General features: G+C 66.1%; 11 protein-coding genes and 1 pseudogene. 8 read left to right on the forward strand and 4 right to left on the reverse strand.

Going from position 1 to position 15,093, the window contains the following annotated elements; genetic code table 11:
• A pseudogene (locus ACO1P8_RS03435) lies at positions 1-2,279 on the forward strand (DNA-directed RNA polymerase subunit beta'); the annotation flags it as partial.
• 98 nt (positions 2,280-2,377) lie between these two features.
• On the opposite strand, the gene ACO1P8_RS03440 reads toward ACO1P8_RS03435, so the two are convergent.
• From ACO1P8_RS03440 to ACO1P8_RS03450, 3 genes are all read right to left on the reverse strand, one after another.
• The gene (locus ACO1P8_RS03440; RefSeq protein WP_486294525.1) at positions 2,378-4,000 is read right to left on the reverse strand and encodes a hypothetical protein; all 1,623 of its coding nucleotides are present in this window, start codon (positions 3,998-4,000) and stop codon (positions 2,378-2,380) included.
• Positions 4,001-4,223: 223 nt separating this feature from the next.
• A complete protein-coding gene (locus ACO1P8_RS03445) occupies positions 4,224-4,679 on the reverse strand; it encodes an MEKHLA domain-containing protein (protein WP_486294531.1) in 456 nt (151 codons plus the stop codon).
• A 21-nt stretch (positions 4,680-4,700) separates the two neighbouring features.
• Positions 4,701-5,099, reverse strand: coding sequence for a TssQ family T6SS-associated lipoprotein (locus tag ACO1P8_RS03450; RefSeq protein WP_486294526.1), 399 nt, complete (start codon positions 5,097-5,099; stop codon positions 4,701-4,703).
• A gap of 338 nt (positions 5,100-5,437) precedes the next feature.
• On the opposite strand from ACO1P8_RS03450, the gene ACO1P8_RS03455 reads away from it, so the two are divergent.
• The 3 genes from ACO1P8_RS03455 to ACO1P8_RS03465 are packed head-to-tail and all read left to right on the forward strand — an operon-like array spanning position 5,438 to position 10,830.
• Positions 5,438-7,807 carry a type VI secretion system Vgr family protein gene (locus ACO1P8_RS03455; RefSeq protein WP_486294527.1) on the forward strand — a complete coding sequence of 790 codons (2,370 nt, stop codon included), beginning with the start codon at positions 5,438-5,440 and terminating at the stop codon, positions 7,805-7,807.
• Positions 7,808-7,823: 16 nt separating this feature from the next.
• Complete coding sequence (locus ACO1P8_RS03460) at positions 7,824-10,424, forward strand: DUF2169 family type VI secretion system accessory protein (RefSeq protein ID WP_486294528.1); 2,601 nt, start codon at positions 7,824-7,826, stop codon at positions 10,422-10,424.
• A 13-nt stretch (positions 10,425-10,437) separates the two neighbouring features.
• Entirely contained in the window at positions 10,438-10,830 is a 393-nt protein-coding gene (locus tag ACO1P8_RS03465) for a DUF4150 domain-containing protein (protein ID WP_094844418.1), read from the forward strand.
• Positions 10,831-11,205: 375 nt separating this feature from the next.
• Here ACO1P8_RS03465 and ACO1P8_RS03470 read toward each other — a convergent pair whose 3' ends face one another.
• Positions 11,206-11,925, reverse strand: coding sequence for an FHA domain-containing protein (locus ACO1P8_RS03470; RefSeq protein WP_486294529.1), 720 nt, complete (start codon positions 11,923-11,925; stop codon positions 11,206-11,208).
• A 418-nt stretch (positions 11,926-12,343) separates the two neighbouring features.
• Between ACO1P8_RS03470 and ACO1P8_RS03475 the strand changes: the two genes are divergently transcribed.
• The 4 genes from ACO1P8_RS03475 to ACO1P8_RS03490 form a co-directional block, all read left to right on the forward strand.
• Positions 12,344-13,606, forward strand: coding sequence for a serine/threonine-protein kinase (locus ACO1P8_RS03475; RefSeq protein WP_486294530.1), 1,263 nt, complete (start codon positions 12,344-12,346; stop codon positions 13,604-13,606).
• A 296-nt stretch (positions 13,607-13,902) separates the two neighbouring features.
• Positions 13,903-14,280, forward strand: coding sequence for a 30S ribosomal protein S12 (rpsL, locus tag ACO1P8_RS03480; protein WP_066641807.1), 378 nt, complete (start codon positions 13,903-13,905; stop codon positions 14,278-14,280).
• A 228-nt stretch (positions 14,281-14,508) separates the two neighbouring features.
• The gene (gene rpsG / locus ACO1P8_RS03485; RefSeq protein ID WP_066641805.1) at positions 14,509-14,979 is read left to right on the forward strand and encodes a 30S ribosomal protein S7; all 471 of its coding nucleotides are present in this window, start codon (positions 14,509-14,511) and stop codon (positions 14,977-14,979) included.
• An 18-nt stretch (positions 14,980-14,997) separates the two neighbouring features.
• The coding region (locus ACO1P8_RS03490) for a GTP-binding protein (RefSeq protein ID WP_486294532.1) at positions 14,998-15,093 on the forward strand (96 nt) is incomplete at its 3' end.

The raw sequence follows: 15,093 nt of genomic DNA on the forward strand, positions 1-15,093 counted from the left end.
CCAGCAAGGAAGTGAAGGAAATCGACAAGCAGTACTCGTCGGGTCTGGTCACGTCCCAGGAACGCTACAACAACGTGGTGGACATCTGGGGCAAGGCCGGCGACAAGGTCGGCAAGGCGATGATGGAGCAACTGGCGACCGAACCCGTGACCAACCGTCACGGCGAGGAAGTGCGCCAGGAATCCTTCAACTCCATCTACATGATGGCCGACTCGGGCGCCCGCGGTTCGGCCGCCCAGATTCGCCAGCTGGCGGGCATGCGCGGCCTGATGGCCAAGCCGGACGGCTCGATCATCGAAACGCCCATTACCGCCAACTTCCGTGAAGGCCTGAACGTACTGCAGTACTTCATCTCGACGCACGGCGCGCGTAAAGGCCTGGCCGATACCGCGTTGAAGACGGCGAACTCGGGTTACCTGACCCGCCGTCTGGTCGACGTGACGCAGGATCTGGTCATCATCGAAAACGACTGCGGCACCTCGCAGGGTTACTCGATGAAGGCGCTGGTCGAGGGCGGTGAAGTCATCGAACCGCTGCGCGACCGTATCCTGGGCCGCGTGGCCGCCGTGGACATCGTCAATCCCGATACGCAGGAAACCGCGATCGAGGCCGGTACGCTGCTGGACGAAGACCTGGTCGACCTGATCGACCGCATCGGCGTGGACGAAGTCAAGGTCCGCACGCCGCTGACCTGCGAAACGCGTCATGGCCTGTGCGCTCACTGCTACGGCCGCGACCTGGGCCGCGGGTACATGGTCAACGTCGGCGAGGCCGTCGGTGTCATCGCCGCACAGTCCATCGGCGAACCGGGTACCCAGCTGACGATGCGTACCTTCCACATCGGGGGTGCGGCATCGCGTTCGGCTCTGGCCAGCGCCGTGGAAACCAAGTCCAACGGTACGGTCGGTTTCGCCAGCACGATGCGCTACGTCACCAACGCCAAGGGCGAGCGTGTGGCGATCTCCCGTTCGGGCGAAATCGTCATCCATGACGATAACGGCCGCGAGCGCGAACGTCACAAGATCCCGTACGGCGCGACCGTGCTGGTCGGCGATGGCGAGGCCGTCAAGGCCGGCGCTCGCCTGGCGAGCTGGGATCCGCTGACCCGTCCGATCGTGTCGGAATACGCCGGCCAGGTGCGCTTCGAGAACATCGAGGAAGGCGTTACCGTCGCCAAGCAGGTGGACGAAGTCACCGGCCTGTCGACGCTGGTCGTGATCACGCCCAAGACCCGTGGCGGCAAGATCGTCATGCGTCCGCAGATCAAGCTGGTCAACGAGTCCGGCGAAGAGGTCAAGATCGCCGGTACCGACCATTCGGTGAACATTTCGTTCCCGGTCGGCGCGCTTATCACGGTGCGCGATGGCCAGCAGGTGACGGTGGGCGAGGTCCTGGCGCGTATTCCGCAGGAATCGCAGAAGACCCGCGACATCACAGGCGGTCTGCCTCGCGTGGCCGAACTGTTCGAAGCCCGTTCCCCGAAGGATGCCGGCATGCTGGCCGACGTCACGGGTACGGTCTCGTTCGGCAAGGACACCAAGGGCAAGCAGCGTCTGGTCATCACCGACCTGGAAGGCGTCAGCCACGAATTCCTCATCCCGAAGGAAAAGCAGGTCCTGGTGCACGACGGCCAGGTGGTGAACAAGGGCGAAATGATCGTCGACGGTCCGGCGGACCCGCACGATATCCTGCGCCTGCAAGGCATCGAGAAGCTGGCCACCTACATCGTGGACGAAGTGCAGGAGGTGTACCGTCTGCTAGGCGTGAAGATCAACGACAAGCACATCGAGGTGATCGTTCGCCAGATGCTGCGTCGCGTGAACATCGTCGATGCAGGGGATACGGAGTTCATCCCGGGTGAACAGGTCGAGCGTTCGGAACTGCTGAACGAAAACGACCGCGTGGTGGCCGAGGACAAGCGTCCGGCGAGCTACGACAACGTCCTGCTGGGTATCACGAAGGCCTCGCTGTCGACGGATTCCTTCATCTCGGCCGCTTCCTTCCAGGAGACCACGCGTGTCCTGACCGAAGCCGCCATCATGGGCAAGCGCGACGAACTGCGCGGCCTGAAGGAAAACGTCATCGTCGGCCGTCTGATCCCCGCCGGTACCGGTCTGGCGTATCACATTGCTCGCAAGGACAAGGAAGCGATGGAAGCGGCCGAACGCGAAGCCGCGCGCCAGCTGGCGAATCCTTTCGAGGAATCGCCGGTCACGATCGGCTCGGACAGCGAAAGCGACCCCGCGCCGGAAGGCAACCACGATCCGATCGGCGAATAAGGGCTCGTCCCAGCATCGCCGAGGTAGTGCAGCACCCCAGGAATCGCCCGATTCCTGGGGTGTTTTTTTGGCGTCGGGAATACGCGCCGGACCGGCGCTTATCGCGTCTGGCGGAAGGAACCGTGCAGGGGTCGGAAATCGGGTGCGATGCGGCTCTTGTAGATCAGCGATACGGCATCGTCGCCCCGGTGTGGCGCGAGATTCGCCGTGACGGAGACTTCGTAGTCACCGTTGGTGCGCGCCGTCACGTCGAAGGACATCCGTGTCAGCGCCTCGGGCGACGGCGGCGCATCGCGGCCGGCGTCGGAATCGCCGGTGGCCGCCTGGCGGCGCAGGTCCAGCTGCACGCGCGCGAAAAGCCGTGCCAGTATCGGTGTGGCCTGCATGCCGACCCGTCCCATCGTCCGCGAAAACAGGTGTGCCGCCGGCTTGTGCGCCACGCGCGGCCCCGCATCGCCATCGCCGCGCCGGCGCCGCTCGTGCTCGATGATCTGCAGTACGGCCTTGCGCCGGGGCGCGGGCAGGAAGGGTAGATGGCGTTCGAAGATCCGCAGGGTGGCGTCCGACATGCCGGCAACGTACCGATGCACGTCCAGGCCGTCCGTGCCGACCAGGGCCTTGGCAAGCAAGGCCGCGACAAGGGCATCTCGCTGCGTGCGGGTCAGCGGAGTATCGCCATTCATGGTGGAAACGCCTTGCGCGAGCATGTCGCAGATCGATCGCAAGGTGTGCGAGGCCGCACCGGCCTCGGCGCCGCCCTGTTTCAGCAGCAGCCGGGCGCGCAGGATCAGGCGTGAGCGCATGCATTGATCCAGCGCATTCTTCAGGATACGTGCGCAGGTTCTGACGCCGCCATCGTAGGCCGAAATCGTCAGCCGCCCGTGGGTGGCCGGAATGGATGCCGTATCGAATACGGTCCGCAGGGGCGTCGACGCCAGCGAGGCCGCGGCATTCTCCAGCTCGTCGTTGTTCCTGCTTTCCGCCAGGTCGCTGAGGAACCGGATGGGACTCTCGCCGCGCCGTTCGCGGCTGCTTACCACCGCCGCGAGATCGCGCAACGGACCGTCCATGTCTTCCGGCAGGATGCCTTCGCGCGCCAGCGCGCGAAGGACCGCGCTGAAAGGCTGCTCGCGGGCGGCGATCTCCCGGTCGACGGCGTTGCAGCAGCGATCGATGATCCGGCGGGTGCAGGGGCCGGGCGAAACCTTGTCCGGTCCCGCCATCGCGACACGCGGCAGATATTCGCGCAGCAGGAGAAGCTCGGTGAATGCATAGACCGCCAGCGGCGGGCTATACGGGGCGATCGCCTGTTCCGTGTAGCGGCCGGGGCGGCCGGAATCGGCAACGGCCACACGGCCGCCAGCGGCGACGTAGGCCGCCTCGGTGGCCAGCGTCTCGGCCAGCGCGAAGCCCATGCGGGGCCCATGCGGTTCGGCGCCGCCCAGCAGCGTCTTGAGCAGGCACTGGTAGGCGTTGTCCAGGTTCACGCGCGCCTGGCGCAGCGGACTGCCCGCCCGTGGGAGCGAGCGGTGCATCGCGGCGCGCAGCAGCCGCCGCACGCCGCCCAGTACGCTTTTCGCCTGCGTTCCGGTCAAGGCGGCAGTGCGATGCCCGGGTTCAGGCTGGGCAGTGAAGCGTTTGTCGCCTACCGTACCGATGGCGGCGGGCTGGCGTGGCCCGGGGGTACCGGCGCCACGACTTTTGGTGGGGACGTCTGTCATCGTCGGGATGCGCCGCGGCGCCATGCCGCCCGCATCCAGCCGGCGATACGCGTCGCCAGGATCGGCGGGAGGTTGCTGGGAACAGGCCGAGTCTATGTGCCTCGATGGTCCGGGTCTGTCGGCGCGGTGCCCGAATGCGCCGACAGCCGCATACCGATGGCGTCGGAATATTCCGCAGGCGCATCGCCGCGACGGTCGCCGGGAATCGGGCCTGCCTATCGGTTTACAGGTCGGTGGTACGGGGTATCACGACTGCCTGGCCGTGCACGGCATCGCGGTCGTCGCGCAATTCCCATAGCGTGGCCTGCTCGATCATGAACCGCCTGCCGGACTTCGTGATGCGCACGCCGCGATAGCCGGTTTCGAAGCCGGCGCGACGCACGCGTTCGAGGAAACGCGCCCGCTCTTCCCGATTGGGCGCCTCGGCCGATAGGCGCGACGGAAGTTCCAGTATCTCGTCCCAGTTGTATTCGAAACGACGCTGCGCTGCCCGATTGCCGTAGATAAAACATGGATCGGCATCGGTGTTATGCGCCAGAACGGCGAAAGGCGCGTCCTCGTACAACCATCGCGCACCGTCCTGCGCCGTCATGGGGCGAGGCAGCAGGGGCTGTCCCAGCAGTCGCTCGTAGCTGTCGGCCAGCAACTGGAAAAAGGCCGGGTCTTCATACCGGTGCAGAGCCACTACCTATTCCTTGTGTCAGCCGCCTCGCGCGGCCTTCGCACGACGAAATGCCGGGCCCCACAGCGGGTGGCCGATCTCGGCGGCACTGAGTTCGAAACCGGGATCGAGATTCAGGATCCGCGTGAAATCATCCTCGCACAGGACGCGATAGCCTGTCACGCAGTAGCTGAAGGCTTGCAACTTCAGCGATTCGACGCGCATGTCGGTGGGGGCCGCCGCCAACGCGTCGGACGTCGCCACGGTGCGGATGACGTCGCCGTAGGCGCCCGACTGATAGCTCTGGCGTACCCGGGCCAGTGTGTCCTCCGCAGCCTGGCTGGGGGCCGCGGGCGGGGAGGAGGCGGTCGGCGGGATGGAACATGCGGCGAGCGCTGCCGCCAGGCCCAGCACGGCAAAACGAGCGGTGGTGTACATGTGGACAGCCTGGTTCGGGTTGGGCCCTTGCACGGGCCGAGCGGGATGTTTAAAGCGCGACATATTGTGTCTTGTCTGCGGCAGAAAGAACAAGCCCTCCGAGGGATGAGGTTTCGCCCTCATTGGCGCGACGGCCGCTTGGTCGACGATGGCTCGCCGCCACTCTACCGAACGCCGCAGCGGGGTGTAAGCGCCATATCGGTAAAAGATGATAACGGATGTTAGTGAAACATCGGGGACATTCGCCGCCTCTAGCATCTTCTCTCCCGGCCGTGCGAGTGCACTTCACCGGGACATTGAAGTCTTGCCGGCGTCGCGCCGGCCACTTGGGAGTACGAATGGACCGTATCGTCTCGGCGCACACGCCTTTGCCGCCCGGCACCCTGCTGTTCCGTGCGATGAACGGGTCGGAGGGTATATCGATGCTGTTCGAATTCGAGGTCGAACTGCTTGCGGAATCGTACGCGCTGGATCTTCGGCAATTGCTCGGCCGCCCATTGTCGCTGCGGATCGCCGGTGGCGCGGGCGTACCACGGTACCTGAGTGGACACATCACGCGTTGCACGCTGGTCGGCCGTGAGAACGCCATGTCCCGCCTGTACATTTATCGCGCCACGGTCAGGCCCTGGCTGTGGTACCTGACGCAGAGTTCGGACAACAAGATCTTCCAGAACAAAAGTGCGCCCGACATCGTCAGGGAAGTACTGGCCGATTACGCCTTCCCGGTCGAATGGCGGCTGTCCGGCACCTATCGCAAATGGGAATACAGCGTGCAGTATCAGGAGACCGATTTCGACTTCATCAGCCGCCTGATGGAGCACGAGGGCATCTACTACTGGTTCAGGCACGAACAGGATAAGCACACGCTCGTGCTGACCGACGACATTACGCAGCACGATGCCTGCTCCGGCTGCGATACCCTGCCGTACTACGGTCCGGACCGCGTCGCGGTCCCGCGCGAGGAATACGTCAATGCATGGGAACCGGCCGAGCAGATTACGCCCAGCGGCTTCGCCACCACCGATTTCGACTTCAGGCATCCGGGCACCAGCATGGACGCGCGCCGCGCGAACCCGGCGCCGTATGACGACGGCAAGCTCGAAATCTACGAATGGCTGGGCGGCTATACCGATCCGGAACAGGGCGAGTCCTACTCGCGTGTTCGCCTCGAAGGCCTGCAGTGCCGCCGCGAACTGGTCTCCGGCGCCTGCAACGCGCTGGGGTTCGCGCCGGGCTATCGCTTCAGCCTCGTGAACCATCCGCGTGACGCGGAGAACCGCGAGTACCTGATCATCGCCGCGCACTATCACATCCGCGAAGGCGGCTACACGAGCGGAACGCCCGATCCGATGGTCTTCGACGTGGGCTTCACCGTGCTGCCGGCCGAGATCCAGTTCCGACCGCCGCGAGTCACGCCGCAGGCCTATACGCATGGCCCGCAAACCGCCACCGTGGTCGGCAAGGATGGCCAGCAGATATGGACCGACGAGTACGGCCGCATCAAGGTCCAGTTTCATTGGGACCGTGTCGGGCAGCGCAATGAAAACAGCTCATGCTGGGTGCGCGTATCCAGCCCCTGGGCCAGCGGCGGCTTCGGCGGCATTCAGCTGCCGCGGCGCGGGGACGAAGTGGTGGTCGACTTCATCGGCGGCCATCCCGACCGGCCCATCGTTATAGGCCGCGTCTACAACGGCTCGAATATGCCGCCGTGGGATCTGCCGGCCAATGCAACGCAGAGCGGGTTCCTGTCGCGCTCGCAGGACGGAACGCCCCGCACGGCCAATGCATTCATGTTCGAGGACAAGCCCGGACAGGAGGAAATATGGCTGCATGCGGAACGCAACATGCGCACGGAGGTCGAGGCGGACGAGCACCGCAATGTCGACGGCTCGCGTACCACTTTCATTGGCGGCAACGACGCGACCACGATCATTGGCGCCCGCTCCGTCCATGTCCAGGGTGCGGATGCCTTGACCGTCGGCCAGGCCCGTTCGGTCACTGTGACGGATAACGAGGCCCACACCGTCAATGGTGCTCGCACGCTGCACGTTGCCGGCGGCATGACCACGGAGCAGTTCGACCACGGATTGACGACGACGGTGGCCGCCGATGGCGAGACGCGCACGGTGACCGGCTTGTTCAAGGAGACGCTGAACACCGGACAGGAAGTCCACGTGACTTCGGGCGATGCGCTGCACGACGTGCAGGCGGGGGCGCTGACGGCGCAGGCGCAGGGCCAGGTATCCGTGCAGTCCTTCGCCGCCGGCATGGGGTTGCTGGCGAAGGAACAGATGCATGTCGAATCGCAGGCTGCCGGGATGGACGCAAGGGCGGCGCAACAGATTACCGTCACATCGACCGGCGCGGGCATCGATATGACGGCGCCGCAGAAGATCACGCTGACCAGCGACACCGATGTGGTGCTGAACGGCAAGCAGGTCAAGGATCTGTCGACCAAGAGCTGGCTGAAGGCCACGCCCTTCGGATTGAACCTGACCGTCGCACAAGCCACATTCGGGCTCGGCAACGCGACCGTATGGCGCTCGAACGTCGGCGTAGCGGTATCCAAGGCCGACGTCAGCGCCATCAAGACCGACATCTTCGGCATGTCGAGCAAGATCGGCGCGACCGAATACAAGAACAACGGTCTGGCGACGGAAACGACGGCGGCGAAGAACCTGCTGACGGGTCTGTTCACCATCATCTGACCGCCCGCCGGCACCCATGCGCGTCGTAAAGCCTTCCCGCCTTAGCGTGCTGACGCGTCCTTACCGCCGGTATGGCACCGACGTGCTGGGCACGGCCGTCATGGCGCTGGCGACCCTGGACGAGCAGCCCGCGCTGATGCCGGAGCAGGAGTTGTGGCGCGTGGCGTCGGAGGAGGCTGGCGGACTGCTGGATCTGGGCATGCCCAAGGCCGATCCGGAATTCCTGATCAGCGGGCTGGCCTATACGCGCCACCAACCGGACAAGACCGCCTGCGCCGTGCGGGTCTGCGTGGGCGGGCTGGACAAGTCTTTGCTCGTGTTCGGCGACCGGTACTGGCTGGATGGTCGCGCCACCGCCCCCGCGGCCTTCGATGCGATGCGCGTGGACTGGGCACATACCTATGGCGGTCCTGGGCATGCGGGCAATCCGCTGGGGGCGGGCATGCACGCGCGGCGCATCGACGGCGTGCAAGCGGTGCCGTTGCCCAATGTAGAGCATCCGCGCGGGCGCGTATCGCGGCCGGGACAAGACGTGACTCCGGCCAGTTTCGACGCCATCGCGCCCGACAACCCGGCGCGCTTCGCGCGCATGGGCACGCGATACGGCCAGGATTGGCTACAGCGGGAATTTCCCGGCTTCGCCGCCGACATGGACTGGCATTACTTCAATGCGGCGTCCCCGGATCAATGGTGGACAGGACGTGCCGAAGTACCGGCCGGCGCGGAATACGAGATCTGGAATATGCATCCGGATCGTCCCGTGCTGCACGGGCATTTGCCGACGTGGCGCGTGCGTTGCTTCGCCGGCGGCCACGGGGACGCTCCCGGGTTGCGGGAAATCCCGATGCGACTGAGCACGGTATGGTTCTTCCCGCATCGCGATCGGGTACTGCTGATCTGGCATGGCGCGCTGGAGATCGCCGAGAGCGACGCCGCCGATATTGCCCACGTCATGCTGGCCATCGAGCTGGCCGAGGCCAGCCGAGGCATGGACCATTACCAGGACGTCCTGCGCCGCCGCACCGATCCCCGCGAAGGCGCCATCCATGCCTTGCGCGATGGCGACCTGGCAGAGGCGGCGCTCTATGCGGATGCATCCGACGCACCTTTGCCCGACATCGCCGCGCGGCCGCTGGTTCGCAATATGTACGCCGGCGCGGAGCGGCGGCGCCTGGCGTCCCGGCAGACGCTGGCCGACGAAGGGCTGGACCCGGACGACTTCCTCGCACCGCCCATGACGATGCCGCCGCGCATGAAGATCGACGATCTGCCCGCGCTGTTGGAGCAGGCCGGCCAGGAGCGCGAAAAAGGTGAAGCACTGTTGGCGCAGGCGCGCGATACGCTGCTGCGCGATCCCGACCTGCAGCGCTTCGGCGAGGCTGTCGGTGTGGATGTGGACACCATCGCGCGGCCGGACGGCGGCGGCCCCATGGCCGCACGCTTCGATCCCGGGGCGCTGAAGCGGCAGCTGCGCGAGTTCGGAGAGCGGTTTCCCCAGGTCGGCGCCAGGCGGGACTCCTTCGCGGCGCAAGCCGACCGGCTCTATCTGCAAACCGCGCATCTCGGCGCCGCCCCTGAAGCCATGCCGCCGCTTCGCGCGCGGCGCACGCGGCGGCGGATAGCGGCCATCCATCAACGCACTCGCGACTTCACCGGCATGCAGCTTGTCGGCGCCGATCTGTCGGGCCTGGATCTGCGGAGCGCCTGTTTTCGCGGTGCGTCGCTGGAAGGGGCAAAGCTGGATGGTGCATGCCTGGACGACTGCGACTTCACGCAAGCGGTGCTGGCGCGCGTGTCGATGGCCGGCGGTTCGCTGGCGCGCGCGCGGTTGCAGCGGGCCAACATCGCCGATGCGCGTTTCGACGGTGTATCCCTGGCGGCGGTGGACCTGGACCAGGCGACGCTGGAAAGCGCGCAGTTCTCGTCCTGCTCGTTCGCCGGGGCGCGGCTGACCCAAACGCGGCTGGGCGAAAGCCGCTTCGCGCGCTGCGATTTTCGCGGCGCGACGCTGGAAGAAGCCGTGCCGCTGAAAGCGGTCTTCCAGGCTTGCGACTTCCGCGAGGCCATGCTGCGCCGCTGTGCTTTCATGGAATGCACGCTGGCGGATACGGCGTTTTCCCATGCCGGCCTGATACGGTGCGCCTTTGTCCATACCGGGTTTGGCGCCGGGATGGACTTCAGCGGCGCGCGGCTGGAAATGTCGTCGTTCTCTTCCGGCACCGTGCTTCGACACGCGCGCCTGGACGACGTTGAGCTACGGCAGTGCGGCCTGCGGGGTGTACGCCTGGAAGGCGCCAGCCTGGCGCGTGCCAGGCTGCATGGCAGCGACCTGTCCGAATGCGTCTTCGTCGGCGCGTGCCTGGACGGCATCGACGCTGCCGAAAGCCTGTTCGTGCGCGCCGATTTCACCGGCGCAACGCTGCGCGGCGCGAATCTGATGCAGAGCCTGCTGGGCAGGGCCGATTTCACGCGGGCGGATTTGCGCGACGCGAACCTGTTTCGCGCTGACCTCGGGGAAGCGGTCCTGGATGGCAGCACCTCATTGGACGGCGCCTATACCGAGGGCGCCAAACCCTGGCCCCGTCGCCGCACAGGCGTGGCGGGTCCGGCCTTATGACAACGGAGCGGATATGTTTGCGAATTGCCAACTGATGGGCGTGGACCTGGCGTTTCCGGATTGCTGCAAGACGCCGCCGGCGGCGATGGCGCCGCTGCCGTATCCCAACACGGCGCTGGGGCCCACCGCGATACCGAATGCCTGGAACGTGCTGTTCATGGCCGCGCCCGCCCACAACATGGCAACCATCACGCCCATTACCCTGGGCGACACGCCGGGCGTGGCGGGGGGCATCATTTCGCAGACCTTCATGAGCCAGTCGCGCCATTTGACGGGAGCCTTTACCGTCCTGATCCTGGGCACGCCGGCAACCCGCATGACCAGCCTGTCGCTGCAGAACCGCGTCAACGCGCTGGGCATGCGGATCGTGCCCAGCCAGCCTACCGTACTGTTGCTGGCGCCCTGAGCGCGCGCGCCCGCGCCGACCGCGTGCGCTTTGCGACGTCGCCCCTTCTGCGGCATCGATGATCAGGAAACTCGCGAATTCTCGAAGAAGAAATTCCACGGTTTTGGCGAACCTGCAATCAAAGCCGGTCGCGTGGGCCATGCCAGGCGGCAATAGCGAGGCTAGCGCGATCGCCCCGGCCATGGCCAGGCGCGTCGTCAGGCGATGACTATGCCAAGATCGCCGGAGCGTTGACACGCCAATCCCAATTCCTGAAAAAAGCCCCACGTTGTTTCCCTATCGCTGGTGCCGATGCCGACTCCGCGCCTCGCTTGCTGGGGCCCTTGAGGTCGTGACTTCGCGAATCTGCGGCAGGGCCTGCCGGGCAGGGCCAGCCTAGCGGCGCGGGCGTGGCGGCGTCATCGGGTTGCCGTACTCGGGCGCGTCATCGCGCATGGCGCCTTGGCCATGCGCGCCGTTGACCGGGCGCAGCGTGTCGCCTATGGGTCCGGTCCTGCGCGCCGCCAGGGGATCGTCGGCCGGCAACATGGCCGGCGTCGGATCGGACAGCGCATGGTGCACGCCGCCGGGGTCGGGAAACAGGGCCAGCGGATCGCGCTGGGCGGCATCATGGGCCCAGGCATCGTCGCGCAGTTGCGCCAGCGGGTCGTCCGGATTGCGCGATACCGCGCTTTCCATATCGAAGGGATGCACGCCCAGTTCCGACATACTTGCGACCGGGAGGGTGCCGGGACCGATCAGGTCGCCGAATACATCGGCCTGGGCCGGTCTCGCGCCGGCCTGCCCGGCGGCGGTATCCGCGCTCAGTACGTAGGGTCCGATCGTGACTTCGTCGCCGTTTTCGAGCAATTGGTCGCGCGTGGCCGGCAGCGGCATCCCGTTCACCGCCACGGCGCTCATGGCGCTCAGGTTTGCCAGGCGCCAACCGCCATCGCGATAGCGCAGGGCGGCCTGGACCCGGCACAGGCCGGTTGCGTCAGGCAGGGCCAGCTGGTTTTCCGGGGCGCGTCCTATCGTGCCACCGGGGGCCAGGAAAACGGCGGCCGTGGGCGTGTGCGGCTGGGCATCGAGACGGCGGTTCACGGTCAGCTTCATAGTTCGGATCTCCGCGGCGCGAGGCCGTGTCGTCGAAAGGGAAGTGCGCGGAAGTCGGGGCGGCGGCAGCGCCGTCGCCGCGATAGCCAAGGGCAAGGCAACCGTCGATCATAGCCACGGGTCCGGCGGCGATTCGTCTATTTTTGCAGTCCAATATTTCTTCTTATGACGGCGCGTCCGGGGACCTCCCGCCGGGCGCGGGATACGGAGAAAAAAACTGGCGAAAACCTCGGGACATGGTGCCAGCGCGGGCGCTTCATGATTCAATCCATTTTTTGCCATCGGCAAAACGATGGATAGCGCGCTGGCATGAACCATACCAAGGGGCAGGTGGCCTGACGCAGAGCGCGCCGCGGACGCGGGGCGCACGGCGGGTTGCCGCGTGGGAGAGCGGGAGATGGGTTTCGGAGTCAAAGCGATGTCTGTATCACCGGCCTTTATGCCTGGGGCGGAACATCCCGCGCCGGAGCCCTTCGGATATCGACCCCTGGCCGCGATCGCCGCCGCCGCGGCGGGCGGTGTGCCGCAGAAGCGGATCGGACGCGTGGTGTCCGAAATCGCGCCTGAATTGATGGCGGCGCACGAACAGGGCAAGGTCCACGGCGCGATTTCCGTCCATACCGTCGGTCTGGACGAGTTCGGTTATGCCCATCTGATGGTGCCGGCGCTGTACCCGGACCACGCGGGTGCCATGGAGCCCGCTTCCTGCTTCGCCGCGGTGGAGCAGTTCGATCCGGATGCCGTGCAGGCCTGCGGTCCGTGGACCGACGTCTATGCGCTTTGCGCCGTCATGTGTTCCCTGGTCAGCGGTTCGCCGCCGCCTCACGCTTTGGCACGGCGGGCGGAGGACCAGTATGTCCCCCTGGCCACCCGCAAGCCCCGCGGCTACGACGAGGCCTTTCTCGCGATGATCGACCGGGGCCTGTCGCTGGAGCCCACCCAGCGGCCGCAATCGGTGGCGGACCTGTGCGCCATGCTGGGAATATCGTGCGTGCCCGAGACCGAAGAGAACGCTTCCGCCCAGGGCGGCGTGGCCGGCGCGCCGGCCACCACCGGCCACGCCGCCGGACAGCAACGCGGCGCCGCCGGGCCGCGGCGCCGGCTGGGCGGCCTTCTCGCGGTGGCATTCGGCGTGATGGTCGTCGCCGGCATCTGGCTCTGGACTGGCGAGCAGGACGCCCGGGACACGGCGCCTTCGCGGACGGCCGCCGTATCGCCGCGTCCGGCCGCGTATCCCCGTCCCGCGCCGCCGGAAGCCTCCTCGGACGATACCGGCACCGAGGGCGCCGCGGCGGGCCTGCCCGACGCCGCCGATGAGGCTGGGCGGTCTCCGGATCCGCAATCGCTGTCGGCGGCGCCGCCGACAGCCCCCGGCGCCCGCGGGGATGCTTCCCCGGCCGCGCAGTCACCCGCCGGCCCGGCCGACACGACGGAAGCTGCCGAGCCGACCGCGTCGCGTCCCGCCCGTCCGGTCGCCGTGGTCGTCAGAGTGGACGTGCAGCCCTGGGGAGAGATCTTCGTGGACGGCGTTTCCCGCGGTTTGAGCCCGCCCGTCAAAACGTTGACCCTGCCCGCCGGCCGCCACGCGGTGGAAGTCCGCAACGCCGGCCTGGCGCCGTACCGGGTCTCTCTGGACCTGAAGCCCGGCCAGCCCGCCGCTATCCGGCACGTATTTCGTTGATCCGTCCCAGGGATTTCCCTTGGAAATCTTTTGACAGCCCGGGCAATCTACGCTAAATTCATGGGCTCACTGATTTATTCGCGTGCAAAACCGACCAGGCCGACCGGGCTTACCGAAGGCCGCCATGGTCGCTTTGTGCGCTTTATTTGTCTGCAAGACCCGCTCTTTTACGTAATTGTTTGAGGCGGTTTTGCGCGAACTGCCTCCCCTGTGATCCGTGGCAGCAAGGCCGCCGCGGCGGAGGGGGCGAGTACGAAAGTACTTACCAGTGGTACGTAAAAGGGATTTCAAAGGTCATGCCTACCATCAGCCAACTCGTGCGCAAGCCGCGCGAAGTCAGCATCGTGAAGAGCAAGAGCCCCGCGCTCGAAAATTGCCCTCAGCGACGCGGCGTGTGCACCCGTGTGTACACCACCACCCCCAAGAAGCCGAACTCCGCCCTGCGTAAGGTCGCCAAGGTTCGCCTGACCAATGGCTACGAAGTCATTTCGTACATCGGCGGCGAAGGCCACAACCTGCAGGAACACTCCGTCGTGCTGGTGCGCGGCGGCCGTGTCAAGGATCTGCCGGGCGTGCGCTATCACATCGTCCGCGGCTCCCTGGATCTGCAAGGCGTGAAGGATCGCAAGCAGGCCCGTTCGAAGTACGGCGCCAAGCGGCCGAAGAAGGCCTGATAGGGCGGCGGCACCGCGTGGTTCTCACGCGATGCGCTCCCTTCCGCGTGGCTGTGCCGCCGCAAGGCTGGCATGGTCCGTGTGACAAGCAATGCCGGTGGGCCTGCCGCCCACCACCCGTGCAGCCGCGCCCGGTTTGGCGCGGCACGTAAGTGGTCATCCCGTCTGGATGGCCGTGGCCATGGGCCCAGGCCCTGGTTCAACTGAACTGACACAAGGAAGCAAGAAATGCCCCGTCGTCGTGAAGTCCCCAAGCGCGAGATTCTGCCCGATCCCAAGTTCGGCAGCGTCGAGCTCGCCAAGTTCATGAACGTTGTGATGCTGGACGGCAAGAAGGCCGTCGCCGAGCGTATCGTCTACGGTGCGCTGGAGCAGGTGCAAAGCAAGAGCGGCAAGGATCCGCTGGAAGTCTTCAGCACCGCCATCAACAACATCAAGCCCATCGTCGAAGTGAAGAGCCGCCGCGTTGGCGGCGCGAACTACCAGGTGCCGGTTGAAGTGCGCCCCGTGCGCCGCCTGGCCCTGGCCATGCGCTGGCTCCGCGAAGCCGCGAAGAAGCGCGGCGAAAAGTCGATGGATCTGCGTCTGGCTGGCGAACTGCTCGATGCGTCGGAAGGCCGCGGCGCCGCGATGAAGAAGCGCGAAGACACGCACAAGATGGCCGAAGCCAACAAGGCTTTCAGCCATTTCCGCTGGTAATCAAAGGATTTATCAAACATGGCTCGCAAAACCCCCATCGAGCGCTACCGCAACATTGGCATCTCTGCGCACATCGATGCAGGGAAGACCACCACGACGGAACGCATCCTGTTC

The sequence above is a fragment of the Bordetella sp. genome (assembly GCF_057362025.1).